The sequence below is a fragment of the Gottfriedia endophytica genome, assembly GCF_017814275.1.
Lineage (GTDB): Bacteria > Bacillota > Bacilli > Bacillales > Bacillaceae_G > Gottfriedia > Gottfriedia endophytica.
This window is the reverse complement of the sequence record NZ_JAGIYQ010000020.1, coordinates 1-24,662: the sequence shown is the minus strand read 5'-3', so window position 1 is coordinate 24,662 and position 24,662 is coordinate 1. Positions and strand designations below refer to the sequence as shown.

At 33.7% G+C, this 24,662-nt stretch carries 27 protein-coding genes and 1 rRNA gene; 16 read left to right on the top strand and 12 right to left on the bottom strand.

Annotation, left to right across the window (positions count from 1 at the left end; genetic code table 11):
• Nucleotides 1–2: 2 nt before the first annotated feature.
• The 5 genes from J5Y03_RS18785 to J5Y03_RS18765 form a co-directional block, all read right to left on the bottom strand.
• Nucleotides 3–896, bottom strand: coding sequence for an AAA family ATPase (locus tag J5Y03_RS18785; RefSeq protein WP_209407535.1), 894 nt, complete (start codon nucleotides 894–896; stop codon nucleotides 3–5).
• A gap of 885 nt (nucleotides 897–1,781) precedes the next feature.
• On the bottom strand, nucleotides 1,782–1,904 hold the full coding sequence (locus J5Y03_RS18780; protein WP_209407534.1) for a YfhE family protein: 123 nt from the start codon (nucleotides 1,902–1,904) through the stop codon (nucleotides 1,782–1,784).
• 113 nt (nucleotides 1,905–2,017) lie between these two features.
• Entirely contained in the window at nucleotides 2,018–2,578 is a 561-nt protein-coding gene (locus J5Y03_RS18775) for a GNAT family N-acetyltransferase (protein WP_209407533.1), read from the bottom strand.
• 481 nt (nucleotides 2,579–3,059) lie between these two features.
• A complete protein-coding gene (locus J5Y03_RS18770) occupies nucleotides 3,060–4,187 on the bottom strand; it encodes an amidohydrolase (protein ID WP_209407532.1) in 1,128 nt (375 codons plus the stop codon).
• Nucleotides 4,188–4,198: 11 nt separating this feature from the next.
• On the bottom strand, nucleotides 4,199–5,101 hold the full coding sequence (locus J5Y03_RS18765) for a TIGR01777 family oxidoreductase (protein WP_209407531.1): 903 nt from the start codon (nucleotides 5,099–5,101) through the stop codon (nucleotides 4,199–4,201).
• A gap of 81 nt (nucleotides 5,102–5,182) precedes the next feature.
• On the opposite strand from J5Y03_RS18765, the gene recX reads away from it, so the two are divergent.
• Both recX and J5Y03_RS18755 read left to right on the top strand, forming a co-directional pair.
• The gene (recX, locus tag J5Y03_RS18760) at nucleotides 5,183–5,998 is read left to right on the top strand and encodes a recombination regulator RecX (RefSeq protein WP_209407530.1); all 816 of its coding nucleotides are present in this window, start codon (nucleotides 5,183–5,185) and stop codon (nucleotides 5,996–5,998) included.
• Between the two features lie 90 nt (nucleotides 5,999–6,088).
• Nucleotides 6,089–6,415, top strand: coding sequence for a YfhH family protein (locus J5Y03_RS18755; protein ID WP_209407529.1), 327 nt, complete (start codon nucleotides 6,089–6,091; stop codon nucleotides 6,413–6,415).
• A gap of 475 nt (nucleotides 6,416–6,890) precedes the next feature.
• On the opposite strand, the gene J5Y03_RS18750 is transcribed toward J5Y03_RS18755, so the two are convergent.
• Nucleotides 6,891–7,055 carry a YpzG family protein gene (locus J5Y03_RS18750; RefSeq protein ID WP_209407528.1) on the bottom strand — a complete coding sequence of 55 codons (165 nt, stop codon included), beginning with the start codon at nucleotides 7,053–7,055 and terminating at the stop codon, nucleotides 6,891–6,893.
• A 30-nt stretch (nucleotides 7,056–7,085) separates the two neighbouring features.
• Complete coding sequence (gene sspK / locus J5Y03_RS18745) at nucleotides 7,086–7,244, bottom strand: small acid-soluble spore protein K (RefSeq protein ID WP_209407527.1); 159 nt, start codon at nucleotides 7,242–7,244, stop codon at nucleotides 7,086–7,088.
• 116 nt (nucleotides 7,245–7,360) lie between these two features.
• Here sspK and J5Y03_RS18740 point away from each other — a divergent pair, with 116 nt between their 5' ends.
• A complete protein-coding gene (locus J5Y03_RS18740; RefSeq protein ID WP_209407526.1) occupies nucleotides 7,361–7,633 on the top strand; it encodes a YfhJ family protein in 273 nt (90 codons plus the stop codon).
• Between the two features lie 122 nt (nucleotides 7,634–7,755).
• Here the strand turns inward: J5Y03_RS18740 and J5Y03_RS18735 are convergent, their stop codons facing one another.
• Nucleotides 7,756–8,733, bottom strand: coding sequence for a metal-dependent hydrolase (locus J5Y03_RS18735; protein ID WP_209407525.1), 978 nt, complete (start codon nucleotides 8,731–8,733; stop codon nucleotides 7,756–7,758).
• 93 nt (nucleotides 8,734–8,826) lie between these two features.
• Between J5Y03_RS18735 and mutY the strand changes: the two genes are divergently transcribed.
• Entirely contained in the window at nucleotides 8,827–9,924 is a 1,098-nt protein-coding gene (gene mutY / locus J5Y03_RS18730; RefSeq protein ID WP_209407524.1) for an A/G-specific adenine glycosylase, read from the top strand.
• Between the two features lie 151 nt (nucleotides 9,925–10,075).
• Here mutY and J5Y03_RS18725 read toward each other — a convergent pair whose 3' ends face one another.
• A complete protein-coding gene (locus tag J5Y03_RS18725) occupies nucleotides 10,076–10,300 on the bottom strand; it encodes a hypothetical protein (protein WP_209407523.1) in 225 nt (74 codons plus the stop codon).
• Nucleotides 10,301–10,363: 63 nt separating this feature from the next.
• Here J5Y03_RS18725 and J5Y03_RS20055 point away from each other — a divergent pair, with 63 nt between their 5' ends.
• From J5Y03_RS20055 to J5Y03_RS18705, 4 genes are all read left to right on the top strand, one after another.
• Nucleotides 10,364–10,795: a gamma-type small acid-soluble spore protein gene (locus J5Y03_RS20055; RefSeq protein WP_407648467.1), complete on the top strand. Its 432-nt coding sequence runs from the start codon at nucleotides 10,364–10,366 to the stop codon at nucleotides 10,793–10,795.
• Nucleotides 10,796–11,256: 461 nt separating this feature from the next.
• The gene (locus J5Y03_RS18715; protein ID WP_209407521.1) at nucleotides 11,257–11,514 is read left to right on the top strand and encodes a YgaB family protein; all 258 of its coding nucleotides are present in this window, start codon (nucleotides 11,257–11,259) and stop codon (nucleotides 11,512–11,514) included.
• 140 nt (nucleotides 11,515–11,654) lie between these two features.
• Complete coding sequence (gene ntdP / locus J5Y03_RS18710) at nucleotides 11,655–12,185, top strand: nucleoside tri-diphosphate phosphatase (protein WP_209407520.1); 531 nt, start codon at nucleotides 11,655–11,657, stop codon at nucleotides 12,183–12,185.
• A 415-nt stretch (nucleotides 12,186–12,600) separates the two neighbouring features.
• Nucleotides 12,601–14,355, top strand: a complete 1,755-nt coding sequence (locus J5Y03_RS18705; RefSeq protein WP_209407519.1) for an ABC transporter ATP-binding protein — start codon at nucleotides 12,601–12,603, stop codon at nucleotides 14,353–14,355.
• A gap of 68 nt (nucleotides 14,356–14,423) precedes the next feature.
• Here the strand turns inward: J5Y03_RS18705 and J5Y03_RS18700 are convergent, their stop codons facing one another.
• A complete protein-coding gene (locus J5Y03_RS18700) occupies nucleotides 14,424–15,527 on the bottom strand; it encodes an FUSC family protein (protein WP_209407518.1) in 1,104 nt (367 codons plus the stop codon).
• A 512-nt stretch (nucleotides 15,528–16,039) separates the two neighbouring features.
• Nucleotides 16,040–17,341 (bottom strand): glutamate-1-semialdehyde 2,1-aminomutase, encoded by a 1,302-nt coding sequence (locus J5Y03_RS18695; RefSeq protein WP_209407517.1) that lies wholly within the window; start codon nucleotides 17,339–17,341, stop codon nucleotides 16,040–16,042.
• A gap of 449 nt (nucleotides 17,342–17,790) precedes the next feature.
• Here J5Y03_RS18695 and J5Y03_RS18690 point away from each other — a divergent pair, with 449 nt between their 5' ends.
• The 7 genes from J5Y03_RS18690 (at nucleotide 17,791) to perR (ending at nucleotide 23,182) form a co-directional block, all read left to right on the top strand.
• Nucleotides 17,791–18,804 (top strand): ABC transporter ATP-binding protein, encoded by a 1,014-nt coding sequence (locus J5Y03_RS18690; protein ID WP_209407516.1) that lies wholly within the window; start codon nucleotides 17,791–17,793, stop codon nucleotides 18,802–18,804.
• Nucleotides 18,797–19,588: an ABC transporter permease gene (locus J5Y03_RS18685; protein ID WP_209407515.1), complete on the top strand. Its 792-nt coding sequence runs from the start codon at nucleotides 18,797–18,799 to the stop codon at nucleotides 19,586–19,588. Before J5Y03_RS18690 ends, J5Y03_RS18685 begins: the two co-directional genes overlap by 8 nt.
• Before the next feature lie 6 nt (nucleotides 19,589–19,594).
• A complete protein-coding gene (locus J5Y03_RS18680) occupies nucleotides 19,595–20,380 on the top strand; it encodes an ABC transporter permease (protein WP_209407514.1) in 786 nt (261 codons plus the stop codon).
• Between the two features lie 54 nt (nucleotides 20,381–20,434).
• Nucleotides 20,435–20,845: a potassium channel family protein gene (locus J5Y03_RS18675; RefSeq protein ID WP_209407513.1), complete on the top strand. Its 411-nt coding sequence runs from the start codon at nucleotides 20,435–20,437 to the stop codon at nucleotides 20,843–20,845.
• A gap of 23 nt (nucleotides 20,846–20,868) precedes the next feature.
• A complete protein-coding gene (gene bcp, locus J5Y03_RS18670) occupies nucleotides 20,869–21,330 on the top strand; it encodes a thioredoxin-dependent thiol peroxidase (RefSeq protein WP_209407512.1) in 462 nt (153 codons plus the stop codon).
• A 15-nt stretch (nucleotides 21,331–21,345) separates the two neighbouring features.
• Nucleotides 21,346–22,455, top strand: coding sequence for an aminopeptidase (locus J5Y03_RS18665; RefSeq protein WP_209407511.1), 1,110 nt, complete (start codon nucleotides 21,346–21,348; stop codon nucleotides 22,453–22,455).
• 289 nt (nucleotides 22,456–22,744) lie between these two features.
• Nucleotides 22,745–23,182, top strand: coding sequence for a peroxide-responsive transcriptional repressor PerR (gene perR, locus J5Y03_RS18660; RefSeq protein WP_245208970.1), 438 nt, complete (start codon nucleotides 22,745–22,747; stop codon nucleotides 23,180–23,182).
• Nucleotides 23,183–23,224: 42 nt separating this feature from the next.
• Here perR and J5Y03_RS18655 read toward each other — a convergent pair whose 3' ends face one another.
• On the bottom strand, nucleotides 23,225–23,599 hold the full coding sequence (locus J5Y03_RS18655; RefSeq protein ID WP_209407510.1) for a YgzB family protein: 375 nt from the start codon (nucleotides 23,597–23,599) through the stop codon (nucleotides 23,225–23,227).
• Nucleotides 23,600–24,552: 953 nt separating this feature from the next.
• Here J5Y03_RS18655 and J5Y03_RS18650 point away from each other — a divergent pair.
• Nucleotides 24,553–24,662: ribosomal RNA gene (locus J5Y03_RS18650) — 16S ribosomal RNA — on the top strand; the annotation flags it as partial.

Genomic DNA, 24,662 nt, shown 5'->3' with positions numbered 1-24,662 from the left:
TTTCAAGATCCAAAATAGCTTTCTGCTAACTCTCTAACTGTCTCACGTTCAATTTCATCATTTAGTTTTGCAATAATTGTTCGTTCAATTGCTCTTAAAATTGGAATATGAACAGATAAATCACATGCATCGATAATACCTCGAATACTTGCTGCGTCCTCACTAATTCTTCCTTCAGATGCTAAAGGAATTAAATCACTAGAAAATGCTGCGAATTTTTTCAATGTTTCTTTTTCCTTTTGAAGAGATTCTGATTGCAATAACTCAAATAATGTATCTCCTTCGATATAAGGGACATCAATAATAATAAATCGGTTTTTTAACGCTTCATTCAGTTCACTTGTACCTACATAGCCCTCATTTATTGCAGCAATTACTCTAAATTGATCAGTACCACGAACAACTTCTTGTGTGAAAGGATTCGTAATCATTTTACGGTAATCTAATGCACCGTGAAGTAATGGAAGTGTCTCAGGCTTTGCCATGTTAATTTCGTCGATATACAAGATATGTCCATTTTTCATTGCCTTAATAAGTGGCCCATCAACGAATGAAACTTCTGATCCATTATTAGTTGATGTGATTGTGTTATATCCAACGATTCCTTCAAGATCTAGATCTACAGAACAGTTAATACTATGCATTGGTTGATGAAGAAGTTTAGAAAGTGTCTCAGCAAGAACTGTTTTTCCACTTCCAGTAGGGCCCTTTAATAAAATATTTTTACCAAGCAATATAGCAGATAAAGCATCTTCAAGAATATGTTTGTTTTGAGAAACATATTGTTTTCTTCCTATAAGTAATTCATCTGTATTTGAAACTGTTTGTTGATTGAATAATTGTATTTCGTTTAATTTTTTAGTTAAGACAGGTGAAAGTGTAAATTGTTGGTTCATATGAATCTCCTTTATTTCTTTATCCAGAAATCGGTTATTTTTATCTTAATGAATTCATTTGTTATTATCACATATAGTTGCTAAAGATGTCTTGTATAAGGACCTATTTTTTATTGGAAAATAGTACAGAATTTAACTAGAAATATAACAGGGATCTTTTGCTAATTAGAGTATAATGACAATGTTTTTGAGGGTTTTAATCGTAACTTGTATTGAATAATTTATTTTCGTGGTTACGAGATTTTTGAAAATAAATTGATTTCAAAAGAAAATATTTAACAATTTTAAGTAATACTGTTTTTTGTATGTGTTGATTGTAACATTTCTTTCTGTATTACTCTATTTTTAATAGCTGTTATATTAATACTTTCTTATCGAGAATTACCAAGGAAACATCTTTTACTTATTGAATACAATAGAGTTAAGAATAGTCCGAGTGATATGATTAGAAAGTTTACTTTAGGTAAAAGGATAAGGAACGATTAGAGAATTATTTTATACTCTTTTCTAAAAGAATGGTAATTTTGAGATTTGTAACTTTAAAGACAGAAGTTAATTACAACGGAAGGTGCGAGACTCCTGTGGGAATAGCGGGAAGGCTGAGACCCCGCAGGAGCGTTAGCGACGAGGAGGCTCAGCTCACGCCCCAAGGAAAGGGAGCATCCTGGAGTTGTAATTAACTAACGCATTCTAAAATAGCAACAATGTATACGAAAACAGCCTTTCTAAAAGAGGTTGTTTTAAAAAAGATTCTGTTAAAGTCCTAGATGATAATCAACTGCAAAAATTGATTAATACTTTAATCTGACAATAATAAAAAGGCATCTTCAACAAACAGAAGAAATGCCTCTTAATAATTATTTTTGATTAAATTAAAAAAGGAAGTTATCCAATTCCATTTTGCTTATAACCAGCTACACGATCAGCTTGTTTAAATTCTTTGGAATAAAGAACTTCCTGTGTTGAAGTTAAATATGATTTTGTACGATTATCTTTTTTCTTTTTCATATTGTTCACCTTCCTAATGAATTTATTCAATCAGTCGTTAGTGAGGAAAAAAATCCTCAGATTGAAGTCTAGCTTATTAGAAAGGTTTCCCAATTTTTCTATAGATTAATCAATTAAGCTTCTTTTAAATGTGAGAAATCTTCTTGTTGGTAATCGTCTCGTAATGTATGAAGAAGATAATTATCTTTTGTAATTTCAAAAAGATCATAGATTTCTTCATTTTGATTAATTTCGTCATAAACACATTTTCTTGTTTCGTTTGCAAGTACGGCATAAGGCAATTTACTTGCAGCATAGAAAGATCGTTTATTTACTTTTCGAATTCGCATAAAGATTGATTCAATACCTTTTTCTGTAAATAATTCATGGAAAAAAGCATCCTTAGCAGCCTTATTATATCCATGACCGTGGTATGGCTTACCAAGCCATGTTCCTAAGAAGCCGTAACCTTCTTCAACATCATATAGAGTAATACAACCAATCGGATTTCCCCACTCATCTAGTATTGTTCTAGAAATCATCTTTCCTTGTTCTTCAGCTTCAATTGCTTGTTTCGTAATGAATAAAAATTCTTCGTAGGAATTTGCTTTATTACGAACAAATGGAAACACATCCGGATGCACCATTAGTTCAAATAATATTGAACAATCCAGTAAATCTCGCTGTTTTAGCATCGCTATTCCTCCTTTAATGAGGGCGCGAATAACAGGTCGATCACCCTCGAAATTTTGTACAGAACCAAAGAGAGGATACATCCTAGTACTCTTGTTCTGAATAGTGTATTGAGATAAGCTCAAAAATCTCTTCTGATGAGACTTAAATCAAAAACGTCACACTCTAAAATTTCGGGGTGGGAATCGAACCCACTAGGACCAGCGATTACTGGTGGCTCACCATTTGCCTTTCCCGTTCTTGTAAATCATATATGAGAATAGTATAAAACTATCTGTTTGTTGTTTTTTCATTAAATGATCAAAGAAAAATCACGAAGAAACGAATTGGTAAAAGTGCTAAAACTCGTAATGTATGTCGTGTCGTTTCTACTAGAAATCATAATTGGAATTACTGCTTAAGTAGTAATATATTAGCAGAAATCATCCATTCTTTAACCATATACTTAATGATAAAACATTTTTCTGCATTTGAAAACAATTTTTATTCGCTATAATCATACACAATTCTTCCATCTATGACAGTTGTTAAAGGTTTTGCCATATAATGGAATGGGTGGTGTGACCATAAAACCATATCTGCGTCTTTTCCTACTTCAAGACTTCCAATTCTGTGATCTAAGTACAGGTTTTTAGCAGGATTGATCGTAATCGCTTTTAGAGCATCTTGTTCGGAAAGTCCTTCTCGTACAGCTATAGATGCACAAATATTTAAGTATTGAATCGGTGTATACGGGTGATCTGTCGTAATCGATACATCGATACCATTTTCAGCAAGAATACGATAAGTAGACCAAGTTTTATTTTTTAATTCGATTTTTGATCTTCTTGTTAATGTAGGACCGACAGAAACCTGTAAATTACGATCCTTCAAATGATCCACAACTAAATGTCCTTCTGTACAATGTTCAATGCGTAAATCTAAATTAAATTCATCCGCAAATCGAATAGCAGATAAAATATCATCAGCACGATGAGCATGGATTCGGACAGGAATTTCTCGTTTTAATGCTTTAATGATAGGAGCCACACGTAAACACTCAGGATTATTTGAATACATCGCATCATAAAAAGCTTCACGAAGCATACCCATTATACCCATTCGTGTAATCGAATCTGAATTCCCGTGGCTATGAACACGTTTTGGATTTTCTCCAAGTGCTAATTTTAATCCGGCTGGTTCTTGTATGATCATATTATTAATATTTGTTCCAAATGTTTTGACTGTACACGTTGTTCCGCCAATAACATTTCCACTTCCTGGCATAATATGAGCAGTTGTTATACCACTTTTTCTAGCATCGCCAAATGCTGTATCAAGAGGAAGAATACCATCAAGTGAACGGATATGAGGCGTCAATACTTCGATTGTTTCATTTGCATCATTACCTGCCCAACCAGTTCCTTCATCGTATAAACCTAAGTGGGTATGAACATCTATGAAACCCGGTAATATCGGTTTTCCGTTACATTCAATAACTGTCATATCATCAATTATTTGAATGTCGTCACTAATTTCTTTAATTTTTCCGTTTTCAATTAGTAAATCAGAGTGATGAAGAACGTTTGAAGTGATAGGAAAAATCGTTGCGTTTTTAAATAATAATTTCATTGTGTGTCCTTTCAGGAGTAACGAGGTAATATTTGGTCTAATGCTTCTATTAATGTTGGATAGTTATATTCAAAGTTTTTTTCATTTGCTATTTTGGGGATTACTTTTTGACCCTCAAGTACTAGCAAACTCATCTCTCCTAGAAATAGTTTTAAGACAAAACTAGGTACACGAAAAATATTTGACTTACGCATGACTTTGGAAAGGATATTTGAAAATTCATCCATTGTAACTGGATATGGTGCGACTATATTTAATGGACCATTAATTGTATTGTCTTTTAAAGCAAGGATGAGTAAATTTACTGCATCGTCAAGGTGGATCCAAGACATCCATTGATTCCCATGTCCTAGTGGTCCACCAATTAAAAGCTTATAAGGTAAAAGCATTTTAGGTAAGGCACCACCAAAACGATCAAGCACAATACCAAAACGAGCATAAACAGTACGAATTCCAATTGTTTCTGCTAAACTTGCACATTCTTCCCATTTTTTTACAGTAGAGGCTAAAAAATCCTCGCTTGTAGATATAGAATCTTCTGAAGAGGGATTTTTTGTTGATGTGCCGTAATACCCTACTGCGCTGGCATTTATGAAAACTAAAGGAGCTTGGGCTTGTCTTTGCAACCAAGAGATGAGAGTTTGGGTTGATTCCAAACGACTTTGTACAATCTTTTCTTTATTTTTTTTTGTCCAACGATTATTAATAGATTCTCCTGCTAAATTATATATAGCATCAATTGATGTTGTAAATGATAAATTCTTAATAGCTTCCCATGTTATATAATGGATAGAAGGGTCTATTGACTTTTTCGGTGACCTTGTAACGATATAACAAGTAGCTCCAAGTGCAATTAATTGCTGAACGAGGGCTTTACCAATGAAACCAGTTCCACCAGTTACAAGTATATTCATGCATTTCATCTCCTTTACTACTATATGAAAGTATATGTGAGAATGTGATTTCAAAATATAAATTATTTAATGAGGTACATTATGACTATTATAACGAAAATTCAAGTTCAGAAGGTAAATAAAGAACGATTTAACGTATATACCGATGATGGTGGTGGAGAGGAATTTGCATTTAGCGTTGATGCTGATACGTTAGTTAAACATAACCTAAAAAAAGGATTACAAATTGAACAATATGAAATAGAAGAAATTTTACATTCGGATCAATTAAGAAAAGCATATCTTACTAGTATTGTATACCTTTCACGAATGATGAGAACAAAAAAGGAAGTAGAATTAAATTTAGAAAAACTAGAAATAAGTCCGGACGCTATTAGGAATACACTGCAAAGACTAGAGGACGAGGGGTACTTAAATGAAGAACAATATACGATAAGTTATATACGAACTTGCATTAATACAACTTTAAAAGGACCTATTATCATTCAAAAAGAATTAAAAATGAAAGGAATTTCTAACGGAGTAATAGAGAAAGAATTAAAAGAGTTTTCTACTGAGAAACAAGTTGAACATGCTGTTCGACTATGTGAAAAGAAATTACCAGCTTTTTCCCGTTATTCTACATTACAGAAGAAGAATAAACTGGAAGAATTACTCTCTCGAAAAGGCTATCCTTCAAATATTATTTCTATTTTATTGCAGGAAGTGGAATTTGATAATGACGAAGATGATGAACTTCAAACTTTACTTCAGCATGCAACAAAACTTCAAAGAAAATATGAAAAATTTAGTGAGTGGGAATATAAACAAAAAATGAAATCGGCACTTTTTCGAAAAGGATTTTCGATTGATTTAATTGATCGAGCATTAGATATGTTAGATGACCAATTAAATTAATAGCAGGCTTAATATACAAACTCATTTTAGTTTTGTATCCTTAATTGGTATAATAAGATTGAAGAAAAGGGTAATAGGGGAGACTATCACATGCAAATTCCGAAACGTTATAGTGACTATACAAAACAAGAATTGTTAGATGAAATTAAAGAATTAACTGCTCAAGCAATTAAAGCAGAGCAAATGGACATGATTAATGAATTAGAAGTTCTTTTACGAAAAAAAACAATGGCAGAGGCCTACTTATTAAATCCAGAAGACTTTAAAGCAAATGAAGTTTATGAATTGATTCAAGAGCCAGGCGTATTATTTTCAATTACTTATATGAATGGTATTTTTGCATGGGGAACAAAAAGTACAGGTAATGAAGAAATTGGAGTTCCAATCTCATTATTAAAAAAACCAGGGACTTTATAAGATTCCCTGGTTTTACTTTTGAGTTGGGCGGAAGTTCTACTAGTTGCGCAATACTCCAACTCCTGTCAGAGCTAAACGAGCATACTCCGCATTTCGATGTGTCTAGCTACAGCGGCTACCTCCTCGGCCATTTCACAATAAGCAAGTGAGGGAAAAGCACCCTTCTCTTGCTTATTGCTCCAATGTCTAACGGAGGTGATCAAGCCGCTTTCGCTTTTCTGACGTGTCTAGCTACAACGTCCATCCTCTCGGCCATTTCACAACAAACAAGTGAAGGGAAAAGGCATCCTTCTCTTGGTTTGTGCTCCAATGTCTGTCGAGGATAAGCAGGCCGTTTCCGCATTTCGATGTGTCTAGCTGCGTGTGCTAGCTCTTCGGTCGTTTCGCAAATAGCAAGCGAAGGGAAAAAGCACCCTTCTCTTGCTATTTACTCCAACGCCTGTCAGAGCTAAACGAGCACACTCCGCTTTTCTGATCACATAAAATGTTTTTTCGAGTCTGCTGCGATTTTGATGTCTGTTTGGCTTTGTTGGGTTTGGCCATTTATTTGTGATCTTGTATGTTTAGGGTTGGTCCAAGGTTGTTTAAATAGCATAGAACGTCGATCGTCTAAAAATCGTTCAATCTTTTGATAGCCCATGTAATCACCTCATTATAGTTTGAGAACGTGCTATTGATTTAAAGGATTTTTATTATTCATCCTTTGCTGTGGCCTTGTGTTGATGGTTCCATCTGGTCGTGAAGGAGCATTTCTAGCTCTTGCACGCGGAGCACCATCGATTTTTGAATCATGTTTTTGCTTAGAAAAATGTTCACTGTTTTTTGTCAAAAATATGCCCCCCTAATTCATACATTGCATGATGATTTTCATCATCACTTATATGATTACCACCTGAGAGAGAAACTATGTTACAATTATTGTCTTAAAAATTGGAAGGTGACTTTATGAATACTCATATTCAACAGTTAACTGAGCTACTTTTAGCTGGAAATAAAAATTTAACGTATACACAAGCACGAGTGTGGGTTGAATGGATTTGGGAAGATTTTGAAGCAACATATGCGAAAGCAGGGCAATATCATGGAGAATTAATGTCTAAAAAGTTTGTAAAACAATTTATTCAGCAATATGGACGTTTTCTTCATGAAACCAATTTAACTATTGTTAAGCCTCCAGCGGATCGATTTACGGAGGAAGATGACCATCTAATCCATTAATCAGTATAGTGTAGCTATAGAAACAAAACATCTCCTGTCGTTATCAATTGGCAGGAGATGTTTTCGTAATTTTCACCCCGCATTAACGGGGAGTAAGACCCCCCACTGATGGAAGTTTCACTTTATTTTTCAGTAACTAATTTTTTTTGTAGTTTTCGTTCACTAAAGATCCAACCAGTGAAAGAGCTAATGATGTGATGGGAATCATCAAATTTAGCGACAGCTACAAATGGATAATAAGTTTCTGTTTTATATCGTAAGTCGATAAGTCTTAACTCATTATAGCCTTTAACGCTAGAAAATCTCCAAATATATACCGGTGAAAAGGCTAAAAATGATTTTATATTTTCGTCTTTTAAAGCAGCTTTTATATCATCATTCACAGGTAAAGGCGTACGTTCAAATACATCATGAATTTTTAATTTGCGGAATTTCATTTTTCCAACATGATGATGTGTTTTTGTAGTTGCGACTATATGATAGTGAGTGTATTTCAAAGAAGGCATGATAAATACATGATCAACATGATCAATTTGCTTTTTAACCAGTTGGATGACTTTTCTTTTTTCATAAAGACGAAACATGTAATAAATAATCATGATAATATAGATCATAACGCAAACAGCACCTGGGAAAATGTGAAACAACACAAATGGAACGCCAATCGCATGCATGGCAAAAATAATTGGATCAAAAGTGCTTATAATCCCAAAGGCTATCCATCTTTTAGAGATGGGTCTGAGTGCTTGTGTTCCGTAGGCGTTAAATAAATCCACGTAAACGTGTACACTAACTGCTAAAAACGACCAAAATAAGTAGAATCCAAAATTTGAACGGTTTTCTATTAGTGACATACAGACAGAAAGCAAAATAGTCCAAGTGATCACTGCAGGTATTGAATGAGTAATTCCTCTGTGATGTTTTATGTATTTTGCGTTATTTCGAAGTTTTAGGATTGTATCGATGTCTGGTAGTTGTGACCCTATAATAGTTGTCACTAATAAAGTGGTAGACAATTTTGGATCATGTGATACTTCGGGGCTTAATGTGGCAAGCCCGCCTAGGGTAACCCCCATTACTAAATGAGTTCCAGTGTCCATCTTATGCCTCCATTTACTCATTAACTTATATATTATTATAGACCTAATCGGATTAAAAATATTTATTAAACCGAAATTAAGAGAGGAACTTGTATGGAAAAAGATTTAGACGCTGTTTTAACTGACTTTCCAAAGGATAAATTTAGAGATCATTTGGTGGATTGGTTTTTATCTGAAAAAAGAGATTTACCATGGAGAGAAAATAAAGATCCTTATCGTATTTGGGTATCTGAAATCATGCTTCAGCAAACGAGAGTAGATACCGTCATCCCTTATTACAATCAGTTTATGCAACAGTTCCCAACTTTATCGGATTTGGCAAATGCTGAAGAAGAAAAAGTATTAAAAGCATGGGAAGGGCTAGGTTATTACTCGAGGGCAAGAAATCTTCAAACTGCTGTAAAAGAAGTTCAAGAAAATTATGAAGGAAAAGTACCTTCTACTATTGATGAAATCAGTAAACTAAAAGGTGTTGGACCATATACAGCGGGTGCAATTTTAAGTATAGCGTATGGAGTTCCGGAACCTGCAGTTGATGGAAATGTTATGAGAGTATTTTCAAGAATTTTAACCATCTCGGATGATATAGGTGTTCCGAAAAACAGAAAGATTTTTGAAAAGGCAGTAAAGGCACTGATTAGTCATGACAATCCATCTGCTTTTAATCAAGGATTGATGGAGCTCGGAGCATTAATCTGTACCCCTACAAATCCAGCATGTTTACTATGTCCAGTTAGAGAAGAATGTCTTGCCTTTGAAAAGGGGCTTGTAAATGAGTTACCGATAAAAAGTAAGAAAAAGAAACCAAAGCCCCTTCAATTAGTTGTAGGAGTCATACAAAATCAAGAAGGAAAATTCCTTATTCAACAACGTCCCGAAAACGGTCTTCTTGCAAATATGTGGGAATTTCCAACAGCTGAAGTAGAAAGTGATACGGTTCAAAAAAATGAGATCCTTGCTTTCTTTTTAAATGAAAAATATGATCTTCAGTCCGGAAAATTTAACTATTTATTTAGTGTTGATCACATATTTTCTCACTTAATTTGGAAGATGGATGTATTTTTCGCAAAAACAACAAGTAATGTAGAAAGTGAAACGTATCGTTTTGTAACACTTGATGAGTGTAAAGAATTACCATTTCCAGTAGTACATCAAAAAATTTACCAGCAAATTGAAAAATCCCTCCTATAACAAGGTGGGATTTTTTTTTCCTATTCATTGTTGCTATATTAGAATGCCTTAGTTGATTACAACTTCAGAATGCTCCCTTTCCGTAGGGCGGATGTTGAGCCTGTTCATTGTTGCTTTTCCTTGTTCCCTAATCCCTATTCCCTGCTCCTGCTCAATCATATACTATTCTAGTCCCAGAAGTCCAAGTGCCTTCATTTTTTGATAATCCACCACGAACTTCAATTTCTTTAATAATTTCTTTATAAATGGTTTGACCTTCTGCAGTTAAATAATTCATTATTTGTTGGAATGAATGGTGATAATAAGCTAGTTCATTTTCCTTCCATTCATTTTTTGCCGTCATAGATAGTTCAGAAAAATCTCTCCCAATATACATATAAACACCTCCTGAAAAAATCTATTTTAGTTTCTCCGACCTAGACATTAATACACTGAAAAAATGAAAAAATTTTGTCGTATAGTACACAGATACTTGGAAAACATAATATTCGTGGAGGTGAAAATCATGGCAAACAAATACGAAAACTTTAAAGCAGGTAAAACTGCAGCTGGAGCTAGCCAAAAAGCTTTTGGAACAGAATTTGCAAGTGACGCAACTGATGCACAAGCAGTAAAACAAGCAAACGCACAATCTTCTGCAAATGCAAAATCAGGTGCAAGCGCTGCTAGTTTTGGAACAGAATTTGCAAGCGACGCAACAAATGCACAAGCAGTAAAACAAGCAAATGCAAAATCTGCTGCTGCTGCAAATGCAAAGTCAAGCGCTGCTGCTAGCTTTGGAACAGAATTTGCAAGTGACGCAACAGATGCACAAGCAGTAAAACAAGCAAACGCACAATCTACTGCAAAAGCTTCTAAAAATCAACAGTAACTTAAATAATAAACTTGTTCATTTCTAGAAGTGTGCTGCTTACATAAGTAAGCCTGTTTAAAAAAACAGTCTAGATGGACTTGTAAAAAAATTTCAAAAAGGTACTCCTTAAAGGGAGTGCCTTTTTCCTATGAACTTTTTCCTAAGGCCTTAAAAAGGGAGCGGATTCTCGAGAATTTCAGCAATAACATAGCAAAGTAAATAAAGTGAAACTTCCATCAGTGTGGGGGGCTTCATCCCCCACTGATGGTTAGCCCGACCAATCGGGCTTTTAAGGGCAGTTATCCCTCACCTCTCTTCCTCGCATTTCTCGCAATCTTGAGGTGAGGGTTTTACTGCCCGTTAATGCGGGATAAATTCGGTCAATTACATAAATAGTGTATTCTCGTCAAATGTAGTCAAAGGAATTTAATTGTTTTTTGAGAATGTAATAGTTAATGAATAAAGGAAGGTGACAATGAATGCAATTATTTGATGATTTAGTAACCCGTCAAATAGAAACAATGGATCAACTTATAAAGATTCAAGAAGAAATTGAACGTTGTCAGGAAATAGAAAATCAGTTGTTTGAATTAGAGGATCTAGCAAAGCTTTCTATTATTCAAGAGGAAATTGATATAATGAGAGAAGAATTGAAGGCTATTCAGCATACTTTTCAAATTCAAACGCAGCAAATTATTAAGTCGTTTTCAGATGAGAAAAAGTTGTGCGCAAAATAAAAAGAAAAAAGTAAAATTTTTTTGGGTCACTTTTCCTATTAGTGACCCGTTTTGTTTAAAAATAAGTAAGAACTAGTTATAATATAAATATATAAACCAAAAAACGTATAAAGTGTTCACACGAGAAAGAAGGGAGAATCATGCTTGTTCCCAAACCGGGAGAGAAAATCCAAATACATAGCTATAAGCATAATGGTAACATTCATCGCATATGGGAAGAAACGACAGTATTAAAAAGTACACAACAATTAGTAATTGGAGCGAATGATCGAACTCTTGTTACTGAATCAGATGGAAGAACTTGGGTTACACGTGAGCCAGCTATTTGTTATTTTGATACAGATTATTGGTTCAACGTAATTGGAATGATTCGTGAAGATGGTGTTTACTTTTATTGTAATGTAAGTTCCCCTTTTGTTTATGAAGATGCTGCAATCAAATATATCGATTACGACCTTGATATTAAAGTATTTCCAGACATGACCTATGTCTTATTAGATGAAGATGAATATGAAAACCATCGAATTGAAATGAATTATCCTAAATCAATTGATTCAATTTTAAAGAAGAATTTAAATTACTTAACTCAATTGATTCATCAAAGAAAAGGTCCGTTTGCTCATGATTTTATTGATAACTGGTATGAACGTTATTTAATGTATCGTGATTAGAAAAAGCTGTTGAACAATCTATTGTCAGAAGGAAGAAATATTTCTAAGAAATGACAAAAGACTGTTTAACAGTTTTTTTTATTCTGATGTGGTATCATACATTGAATAATGGATAAAAACTAGTGAACGATAGATTTGATTTAAACATAGGTCTGTTTTCGTATACATTGTAGCTATTTTAGAATGTGTTAGTTGATTACAACTCCAGGATGCTCCCTTTCCTTGGGGCGTGAGCTGAGCCTCCTCGTCGCTAACGCTCCTGCGGGGTCTCAGCCATCCCGCTATTCCCACAGGAGTCTCGCGCCTTCCGCCCGAATCAACTTATGTCATTATAATTAATAGTCTCAAAAGCAATAATCTTTTAGAAAAGAACCTAAAGATAAAATAAGAATTGAAAGGGGATGTAGGATTTGATATGAACAGTATTAAACGTTATTTAAAATTTGTTAAACCATATAAACTTTATATCGGTTTAACCATTGTAATAGGTATCATAAAGTTTGCGATTCCATTAGTTTTACCTCTGTTGTTAAAATATGTGGTAGATAATATTATTGGTGCATCATCTTCTGTATCAACAAAAACTAGTCATTTAGTTTATGCAATGTTGTTAGCTTTCTTCATTTTTGTTGTATTGCGACCTCCGATTGAATATGTTCGTCAATATTTTGCCCAGTGGATTGGGAGTAAAATATTATTTGATTTACGCGGACATTTATTTAATCATCTACAAAAATTAAGTCTAAGATATTATGCAAATGCAAAAACAGGTGAAATCATTTCAAGGGTTATTAACGATGTAGAATCAACTAAGGATTTTGTAATTACAGGACTTATGAATGTGTGGTTAGATTTAACAACATTGGTAATCGCAGTCATCATTATGATGACAATGGATGTGAAACTTACGCTTGTCTCATTAATTATTCTTCCATTCTATACGATTGCGGTAAAATATTTCTTTGGAAGACTCCGTTTTCTAACTCGTCAACGTTCCCAAGCACTTGCGGTTGTTCAAGGTTTCTTAACAGAAAGAATTCAAGGGATGCAAGTGACGCGAAGTTTTGCATTAGAAGAATATGAGGGTAAATTATTTAATAAGCGTAATGGTGATTTTTTAGATAAAGCTTTAACCCATACTAGATGGAATGCAAAGACCTATACAGTTATTAACACATTAACAGATATCGGTCCATTATTAATTATTGGTTTTTCAGGTTACCAAGTTATTCATCACCAATTAACATTGGGAGAGATGGTTGCTTTTATCGGTTACATTGATCGTCTGTATGATCCATTACGACGTTTAGCAGCATCCTCAACTTCGCTAACACAATCCTTTGCTTCCATGGACCGTGTTTTTGAACTGTTAGATGAAAAATATGATATTGTGAATAAAGAAAATCCAGTCGAGTTAAATAATGTATGTGGAACAATCGATTTTCAGAATGTAAGTTTTAGATACAATGAAAAAGATGACGAAGTGCTTCAAAACATTTCGTTTAAAATCAAACCTGGAGAAAAGATTGCATTAGTAGGAGCCAGCGGAGGAGGAAAATCTTCGTTAGTTAGCTTAATTCCAAGGTTTTATGATGTAACTTCGGGAGCTATTTTCATAGACGGCGAGGATATAAGAGAATATGAGCTTAAGAGTTTACGCGAAAAGATAGGGATTGTTCTTCAAGATAATTTCTTATTTAGTGATACAGTAAAATCAAATATTCATTATGGAAATCCAAATGCAAGTGAGGAAGAAGTAATTGCTGCGGCAAAAGCTGCGAATGCACATGACTTTATCATGGAACTACCAAATGGCTATGATACATTAGTAGGAGAACGCGGTGTAAAACTTTCAGGTGGACAAAAGCAAAGAGTGGCCATCGCACGTGTATTTTTACGAAATCCTTCTATTTTGATATTTGATGAAGCAACATCTGCATTAGATCTCGAGAATGAAAAGTATATACAAGATGCTATACATGAATTAGCAAAAAATCGAACAACCATTTTTATTGCCCACAGGTTATCAACAATTACACATGTAGATAAAATTATCTACATTGATCAAGGGCAAATAATTGAAATGGGTTCACACGAAGAGTTAATGGCCAAAAAAGGTGCGTATTATAACTTATTCGAAATCCAAAATTTAGAAGGAAGTACAGTTTAAAGATAAAATAGAAGTAATACAAAAAAGCTAATTGTCTATGATAGGACAATTAGCTTTCTTCATGGTAATCACATTATTTCTTCTTTTTGTTCTATTTTTAGTGGATATTCTTTGTGGTATGTTTGGTGACTATCTACTAAAGTGTTTAGATGCTCTACATTTTCACTATATTCTAGAACAATCGATACAATCTGAAATAAATGAAACCACGTTTTTTGTTTTTCTTCATCATTTATATCGTGATTTTCCAAAAAAGCTTTCATTAATTTGTCTTTAAGAATGTTTTCTTCTAGGTGAAGAGGAGAACGTGTCTCATTATTTACTTTCCCAATTAGCTTCATCAGTGCATATTCATGATATTGCATTAGGCAAGTAAGTTCATTTTTTAATAACTTTTGAAATGGCTCAGGACTTAAGTTAATTTCATAATCTAAACGGTGAATCGCCTTTAGCGTATCAAACGCATTTTCAGTAGTTACTAACATCTGTCTAAACAAGACAATTTTTCGTGCCTTTTCATGCTCACTCTTTTGGGAACGAATACTTAAAATCATACGATCTTCTTTATATAATCGATAGATTTTTGTAACAAAAATCATTTTTTCTTTTATTTTATAAATATCTTCTTTTAATCCACTATGACTTACAGATTTGTGAAGAGCCATCAAGATTAACTTAGTGGTTTCCTCAGTAACATTAATCATTCCTCGTGATAATTTTTTTTCATAATTTGGAGGCATTAAGAAATAATTCACAAAGGAAGCTGATAATACCCCAATCAAAACGGCAGTGAAACGATCAAGTGCAAAAACTGTAAAATTAGTTGTACTTGTACTTGTTTCCATGATTGCAACAACTGTAACAAGTGCTGTAGATATACTATTCACTATTTTTAATTTAAGTGAAATTCCAACAACAACAATACATGTTACCCCAATAATAATAGGGTTATTTCCAAGTGTAACTACAGCGATAATGGCTAATATAGCGCCGATAATATTTGCTTGTAATTGCTCTATTAGATTTTGATAAGATTGCTGTACAGATGATTTCATTGCTGAAATTGCAGAGATTCCAGCAATTGATGAAGAAGAAATACCAAAAAACATCGCGCTATAAATGGCTAGCATAATGGCTACGCCTGTTTTTACGACACGCGCTCCAACTCTCATAAATTACTTACCTCTCTTATTTTCTTCAAAAATAGTAAATCCATGTAACTATACAATGGATTTGTAGCTGAATCAACAGATAATTTAAAGAAATTATGGAAAATACTAGATTAAAAGAGAAGATTATTTAAAAGATTAAAGTGTAATTACATACATTAAAAAATTGGGGGGATTTAGATGAATTTTTATAAGACAGAAGTTGATTGGAACGGAAGGATGCTCGACTCCTGTGGGAGATGCGGGAAGGCTGAGACCCCGCAGGAGCGATAGCGACGAGGAGGCTCAGCTCACGCCCCTAGGAAAGCGAGCATCCTGGAGTGGAAATCAACTTACACATACTGAAATAGCAACAATGTATACGGAAACTGCCTTTTCCAAAAAAATCTCTTAATTATTTTACAAACAAGACAAAGAATTACAAAAATAAAAGCAACAATTTTTAAAAAAAGAGCCTTGGAAAAAAACATAAAAATAGACCACTTGTACATTACAAGTGGCCTTTTGCAATTCATTTAATTTGTAGTTTCTGCAAGCTTAGCGAAAACGCGATCGACTGCTTCGATTGTTTCTTTAACATCTTCTTCAGTATGTTCTGTTGTTAAGAACCAAGCTTCGTATTTTGATGGAGCTAAATGAACGCCTTCTTCTAATAATAATTTAAAGAATCGGCCAAATACTTCGCCATCAGATTGTTTTGCTTCCTCATAGTTTGTTACTTCATCAACATTAAAATAAACTGTTAAAGCACCTTTTAAGCGATTAAGTGTAATATGGATTCCGTGTTTTTCAGCCTTTTCGCGTATTCCTATTTCAAGAAGCTGTCCAAGAACGTTTAATTTTTCGTATACTCCTTCTTGTTTTAACACTTCTAAACATGCGATACCAGCAGAAATTGAAGCTGGATTTCCAGCCATTGTACCAGCTTGGTAAGCAGGTCCAAGTGGTGCAACAGTTTCCATAATTTCTTTCTTTCCACCATAAGCACCTATTGGAAGTCCACCACCAATGATTTTACCTAAAGCTGTTAAATCAGGCTCAACTCCAAGTAAATTTTGAGCTCCACCATACATAAAACGGAACGCAGTGATAACTTCATCATAGATAACAAGTGCGCCATGTTGGTGAGTAATTTCGTTAACAGCTTCTAAATAGCCTTCTTTAGGAGTCACGATTCCAAAATTTCCTACGATTGGTTCAACAAGAACTCCTGCTACTTCATGTCCCCATTTTTCCATTGTTTCACGGTATGCTTCAACATCATTAAATGGAACAGTAATAACTTCATTTGCAATACTTTGTGGAACACCAGCAGAATCAGGTGTACCTAAAGTAGATGGCCCAGAGCCAGCAGCTACTAAAACTAAATCTGAGTGACCATGATAGCATCCAGCAAACTTAACAATTTTCGTACGATTTGTATAAGCTCTTGCAACACGAATTGTTGTCATAACAGATTCAGTACCTGAATTTGTAAAACGAACTTTATCCATTCCAGGCATCGCTTCTTTTAGCATTTTAGCAAATTTTATTTCTAGCTCATGTGGAGTTCCGTAAAGTACACCATTTTCAGCGGCATGTGTAATTGCTTCTGTAATATGAGGATGTGCATGACCAGTAATAATTGGACCATAAGCAGCTAAGTAATCGATATACTTATTTCCATCAACATCCCAAAAATAAGCACCTTTAGCACGTTTCATTGTAACAGGTGCTCCGCCCCCAACAGCCTTGAATGAACGAGAAGGGCTATTAACACCGCCAACTATATGTTCAAGAGCTTCATTATGTAATTCGATTGATTTTTGATTATTCATAATTACCTCCTACACATACTATAAAGATTAGTTTAAATTAAAAAGAAATTATCAAAAGATAGAATTTCTGCTTTCAAATAGTATGATAATTACCTTTATTCTAGCATGAATTTTTAAAAAGCGAGTACAAATAACATTTTTATATGGCTCTTTTTTAAAAGATTGTTGTGTTTATAAGATTTTGTAAAAAAAATGTTGATTATGAAGTTGATTGGAGCGGAAGGTGCGAGACTCCTGAGGGAGCAGAGGCTCACCTGTCCGCCCCACGGAAAGCGAGCGTCCTGGAGTGGAAATCAACTTATCACCATCTTTAATTGCATCAAAGTTTACGAAAACTGCCTTATATATATTAAAAAATTCGTGATGTTTAGAGATACAAGCGTATTGTTTGTACAAACTAACTTTATCAAATACACTAAACGACGGAGCAAAAAAGGGAGGAGTACTTAATGGAGAAAATCATCGAAGTAAAAAATTTGCATAAAGAATTTAAATCATTTTCTAGTCGTTCTGGTGTAAAAGGTGCATTTCGAGACCTATTTAACCGTAATTATAAAATTAAAAAAGCCGTTAACCAAATTAGCTTTTCAGTTAATAAGGGAGAGATGATGGCTTATATTGGTGAAAATGGAGCAGGAAAATCAACAACGATTAAAATGTTAACGGGTATCTTAACTCCTACATCTGGTGAAGTAACTGTAAATGGCTATCATCCTCAAAAAAATCGAGAGCAATTTGTTCGCTCAATTGGAGTTGTATTTGGTCAACGTTCACAATTATGGTGGGATATTGCAGTTCAAGAATCTTTTCGTTTATTAAAAAAGGTTTATAAAGTCTCTGATGAACAATATGAGAAACATATGGGTTACATCATCAAAACACTTGATCTTGAACCATTATTAGACCAACCGGTACGCAAACTTTCATTAGGACAACGTATGCGCTGTGAACTGGCAGCGGCATTAATTCATAATCCACCATTATTATTTTTAGACGAACCAACGATTGGGTTAGATGTTTTAGTAAAACTGAAGATCCGTGAATTTTTAAAAGAACTGAATCAAAAATATGGAACGACAATTTTGCTTACCACGCACGATATTTCAGATATTGAAGCATTGTGTGATCGCGTCGTTATGCTTGATGAAGGAAAAATTATTTATGACGGAACGCTTGAATCTTTAAAAGGTCAATGGGGAGAAGAAAAAGAAATACAATTCCAGTTTTCAAGTAATGTCACTCAAAGTGATCTAAATTCTCTAATTGGAATGTCAACAGTTCAATGGAAGAAAGAAGAAGGAGAAAATGTTTGGAAAGTAACTTTACCGAACGATGAAACGTTAATTTCTATGGTTATTGGAAAAGTGGTGCAACACCACTCAGTCAAAGATATTAAAATGTTAGAAATATCAACTGAGGAAATTATTCGAAACATTTACCAAGAGGGCATTCAGCATGGGTAAGTATTTAGAAATGATGCGCATTCGATTTTTAATGATGCTTGCCTATCGTACCAATTATTATACTGGGATCATCATTTATACAATAAATATTGGTGCATATTATTTTCTATGGACTGCAATATACGGTGGAAAAGCATCAATTCAAGGAGTCTCTGTTTCTCAAATGACCATTTATGTTGCGATTGCCTGGATGGCACGAGCATTTTACTTTAACAATTTAGACAGGGAAATAGCAGAAGAAATAAGAGAAGGAAAAGTAGCAATTGAATTAATCCGTCCATATAATTATTTGCTTACAAAAGTGATGCAAGGACTTGGAGAAGGAATATTTCGTTTCATCTTTTTCTCAATTCCAGGTTTTATCATCGTAGCATTCATATTTCATCTTAAAATACCATTTAATACGACTACGCTTGGATTATTTTTAATCGCATCATTTTTTAGTTTTGTAATTAACACACAACTAAACTTACTAACAGGGTTAATGGCTTTCTTTCTTCATAATAATGTAGGCTTTATTCAAGCGAAACGAGTAATTATTGATCTTTTTTCTGGTTTAACGATTCCAATCACTTTTTTTCCACTTTGGGCTCAACATATTATGAAGTTCTTACCATTTCAAGGTATTAGTTATATTCCTAGTATGATTTTTGCTCAAGGGATGAAAGGGAATGCTCTAATTCAAGCCTTAGGATTTCAACTAATTTGGGCGATTGTATTATGCATTCCGATTGTGTTAATTTGGCAAAAAGCAAAAAAACAACTCATCGTACAAGGAGGGTGAGTAGAGATGTATTATACTTCAATGTTTTTTCAATATATGGGACAGTACTTTAAGACGAAATTTCAATATCGAGCAGATTTCTTTATGTCCTTTTTTTCAGATTTGCTCGCACAAGCGGTCAATTTGATTTTTATCTTATTAGTATTCAATCATACAAATTATATTAAGGGCTGGAACAAAGACGAGATAATTTTCATTTACGGATTTTTCCTTGTCCCATTTGCATTATTCGGAGCATTTTTTAATATATGGGATTTTAATGATCGTTATATTGTAAAGGGAGAATTTGATCGAATATTAACTAGACCGATTCATAGCTTATTTCAAGTCATTTTAGAAAAGCTTGAGCTTGAATCTTTAATTGGCGCAGTAACAGGATTAATTATTATGATTTATGCAGGTAGTAATCTTGGATTAACTGTCAGATGGTATGACCCAATTATCTTTTTAATAATGGTGATTGGTGGAACGCTTGTTTATGGTGGAGTCTTCATTGCTCTTGCAAGTATTGGTTTTTGGTCAGATGCTAGAACATCAATTATGCCACTAATGTATAACATTAGTAACTATGGGCGATATCCAATCAATATTTATAATCCGATTATTCGATTTGTACTAACTTGGATATTGCCATTTGCATTTGTAGGAGTATATCCAGCGGCATATTTTTTACGTAAAAGTGAATGGTATATGTACTCTTTTTTAACGCCTCTAGTTGGAATCGTCGTATTTAGCCTCTCAGTTGTAATTTGGAATGTTGGAGTTAAAAAATATAGAGGCGCAGGAAATTAAAGCAGTTCGTCTATTTCAATAGCTTGTTTCATAAATTGGAATGAGGTGATTGAAATGCTAACTGCTTTTTTCTTTTTTCTATCGATTATTACGATTTTATATAGCTTAGTATATCTGTGGTCGTCTTCTACACACAAGGTACATAAAGGTGTTATTTCGTTTAAAAATTATGTATTACTAATTTTTATATATGGGACGGTTTTAATTGCTTTTGGTGCTGTTTATTATTTGTTAGAGAATACGAATCATTCAATATTAATAGAGAATTCATCAGCGATTGAAGGGACAAACTTACATATTATGGAGTTATGCTTATATTTTAGTGCGATTACATTACTTTCAGTTGGGTATGGCGACGTTGTACCGATAGGGATTGGTAGATGGGTTGCGATGATTGAAGCGTTAATTGGGTATACAATGCCAGCGGTTTTTGTTTTACAATTATTTAAAGAAGAAAGAAAATAATCAAAAATTAAAGGAGAATGTTCATGAGTGTCGAAATAGGGAAAAAAGTACCGAATTTTAAACTACCTGCAAGTAATGGAAAAACTGTTTCATTATCAGATTATAAAGGAAAAAAAGTCGTTTTATATTTTTATCCTAAGGATTTAACACCTGGTTGTACAACAGAAGCATGCGATTTTAGAGATCAATTCGAGGATTTGAACTCTAAAAATGCGGTTGTTTTAGGAGTAAGTCCTGATCCACTTGCGAAACATGCAAAATTTATCGAAAAACATCAACTTCCTTTTTTATTATTATCCGATGAAGATCATCATGTTGCTGAAGAGTATGATGTTTGGAAGCTTAAGAAAAATTTCGGGAAAGAGTATATGGGGATTGAACGGTCAACATTTTTAATCGATGAAGATGGGAAATTAGAAAATGTTTGGAGAAAAGTAAAGGTAAAAAATCATGTTAATGAAGTAAAACAATTCATCATGTCGTAAATGTGAGGTAATGGGATGAGAGATGAGAGGCTAAAGGTATTGGCAAAAACACTTCTTCACCATTCAATCAAACTTCAAAAGGGTGAAAAGGTAGTTATTAAAGGACAAGCTGTTACAAAGCCACTGATAATAGAACTGATCGAACAAATATACGAAATAGGTGCATTTCCGTTTGTCGAATTAAAAGATGATGAAGTAAGTAGTGTTTTAATAAAAGGAAATACAAAAGAGCAACTTGAAATCTATGCGAAATGGCAGCTAGAAAAATATAAAGACATTGATGCATATATTTCAATTCTTGGAGCGGAGAATGCTAGTGAATTAGCTGATATTCCACAAGAACAAAACCAATTGTATGCAGAATTAACGAAGACAGTAAACCAATATATTATGTCTCATACTAAATGGGTAGTATTGAATTATCCTACAAAAGGATTGGCACAAAGGGCAGGTATGAGCATACGTGCATTTGAGGATTATTTATTAAGTGTAAGCACGATTAATTATGAAAAAATGGAACTAGCTATGCAGCCTTTAAAAGAACTAATGGAACAAACTGATCGAGTTCGTATTTTAGGACCGGGAACAGATATCTCATTTTCTATTAAAGGAATACCATCAGTTTGTAATGCGGGTAAATGGAATATACCTGATGGGTCTGTTCTTACAGCACCTATTTGCGAAAGTGTAAATGGGATTATTACATACAATACACCTTGTACTTATAATGGTCTTGTTTTTCAAAATGTTTCTTTATCGTTTGAAGAAGGAAAGATTGTTTTTGCAACATCTGATCAAACCGATAAATTAAATCAACTTCTTGATACTGATGAAGGAGCAAGATTTATTGGTGAATTTGCACTTGGATTAAATCCATTAATTAATCACCCGATGGGAAATACATTATTTGATACGAAAATTCAAGGTAGTTTTCAATTTTCACCAGGACGTGCTCGCCAGTTTGCGGATAACGGTAATAGGAGTATTATTCATTGGGATATGGTTTCGATTCAGCGACCAGATTATGGTGGTGGTGCGATCTATTTTGATGACGTGTTAATTCGGAAAGATGGTCTGTTTACTTTGAAAGAACTAGAGCAATTAAATCCAGAGCAATTAAAGTAATAAAAAACAAGGTATTCGTCTATACAATCTAAGGAGATGTTACATATATTGAAATTATAGGGCATACCTCCTCAGATGAAAGAACTTTTGACGTGCGAAACCTGTTTCGCACTTTTTTTATGTGTAAAAATTTCTGTACATATTTTTAAAATTTTTAAAGGTATTTTTTTGTCCGAAAGCAAATAATAGTTAGTATCAAGGTAAACGGTTGACAAAAGATTAATAAAATGAATAAACTAATTATAAGAATTATAATAAACGAATGATTTTAGAGATGGGGGGAGCCGCTTTGCATAAGGAATCAATACAAGAAGCAATTATACATTTAAAAAATAGCGGTGTTCGAATTACGCCTCAACGACATGCAATTATTGAATATTTAATTGAGAGTCAATCACATCCGACAGCAGATGAGATATATAAAGCGCTCGAAGGAAAATTTCCAAATATGAGTGTCGCAACGGTATATAATAACCTTAGAGCATTAAGAGAAGTAGGAATGGTCAAAGAACTAACATTTGGAGATTCCTCAAGTAGATTTGATTATGTAACATCAGATCACTACCATATTATTTGTGAAAAATGCGGAAGAATGACTGATTTTCATTATGATGGTTTGAATAGCATACATGCCTTAGTAGAAAAAGAAACTGGGTATTCTGTAACAAATCATCGAATGGAAGTATATGGAGTTTGCCCGAGTTGCAAAGAAACAAAACTTCTGTAAAAAAAGCTGACCTAAAAATATAGGCCAGCTTTTTTTGTTATATTATTTTGATTGTGATTGTGATTGTGTTTTTCGTTTACTATTGTATTGTTCATTAAACTCTTTACCTTCTAATGATTGATCTAAAGTTAAAGGTTCATTACAATACATACATATATCTACTCTACCTAGCATTTTTGTTGTTCTTCCACAACCAGGGCATGTAACTTGTACAGTTTTAGTTGAAAGCATGCCAATCCAAAAATAGACTACCGTACTTCCGATTATAACAAGAAAACCTACTAACATAAAAATGGTCATAATCGTCTTATGCTCTCTAAAAAATACTCCTCCGTACATTATAATGAATCCTATAAATAGTAGCGAGAGTGCAAAAGTACGGATATTATTAATTTTACTACTTTTTCTTTTCCCCAATGAAAACCCCTCCTAATTATTGTTAATATAGCATAAATTTTTTGAAAATAGTTACAAATAACTTATTAGAAACAAAACCAAAATAAATTGATTGATAAGTGAAGTTTAACTTTTTCATATAAATTTATCGTTGTTCTGTTTTTAATATCGGTACTTAGGTTCGAATAATTATCCATTTAATGAAGAGAAATTATAAATAAGAAATACTGTTTGATTGTTAACAGGTGAGATATAGACTTAATGCAGTTTATTTTCATTAATAAATTGGTCAACACTTTTTATAGGTAATAGAGGTTATGATCTTTTTTTGCTAAAAGAAAATGTTTTTTTTTTTTTTTGTTTGTAAAATGCTCTTTTCTAAAATGTTGTTGTTTTTTAAAAGATTTTGTTAAAACATAATATTGATTATGAAATTGATTGAAGCGGAAGGTGCGAGACTCCTGTGGGAGCAGCGGGACAGGTGAGACCCCGCAGGAGCGATAGCGACGAGGAGGCTCACCGCCCGCCCCACGGAAAGCGAGTATCCTGGAGCGAAAATCATCGCATTCTAAAATAGCAACAAAGTTTACGAAACCAGCCTTGTAAAAAAATGTCCGACTAAGATGTTCAACGATTAATAAATACGAAAAGTAAATCATTTATAATGGATAAATAAATTCTATTGTTTGGATAGTAGTTGTTTATGTATGAATTTATCTAGTTTAGATTGAAATAATATTTTTTACTTTTTTTATAAAATGTGTTGACGTTATAAATGAGTGATGTTATATTAATACATGTCGCCAAGACAACGGCGAAAACAAGAAACAAAATAAATAAACAAATGGTTGACACTCTTTTAAAGGGATGTTAACATAAAGAAGTCGCTCCTAAGCGGCAAAATGAACTTTGAAAACTAAACAAAACATGAAGTAAACGTCAATTATTAGTTTTAGAGCACAGATAAACAATCTATTATGGAGAGTTTGATCCTGGCTCAGGACGAACGCTGGCGGCGTGCCTAATACATGCAAGTCGAGCGGACTTGTAGGAGCTTGCTCCTGCAAGTTAGCGGCGGACGGGT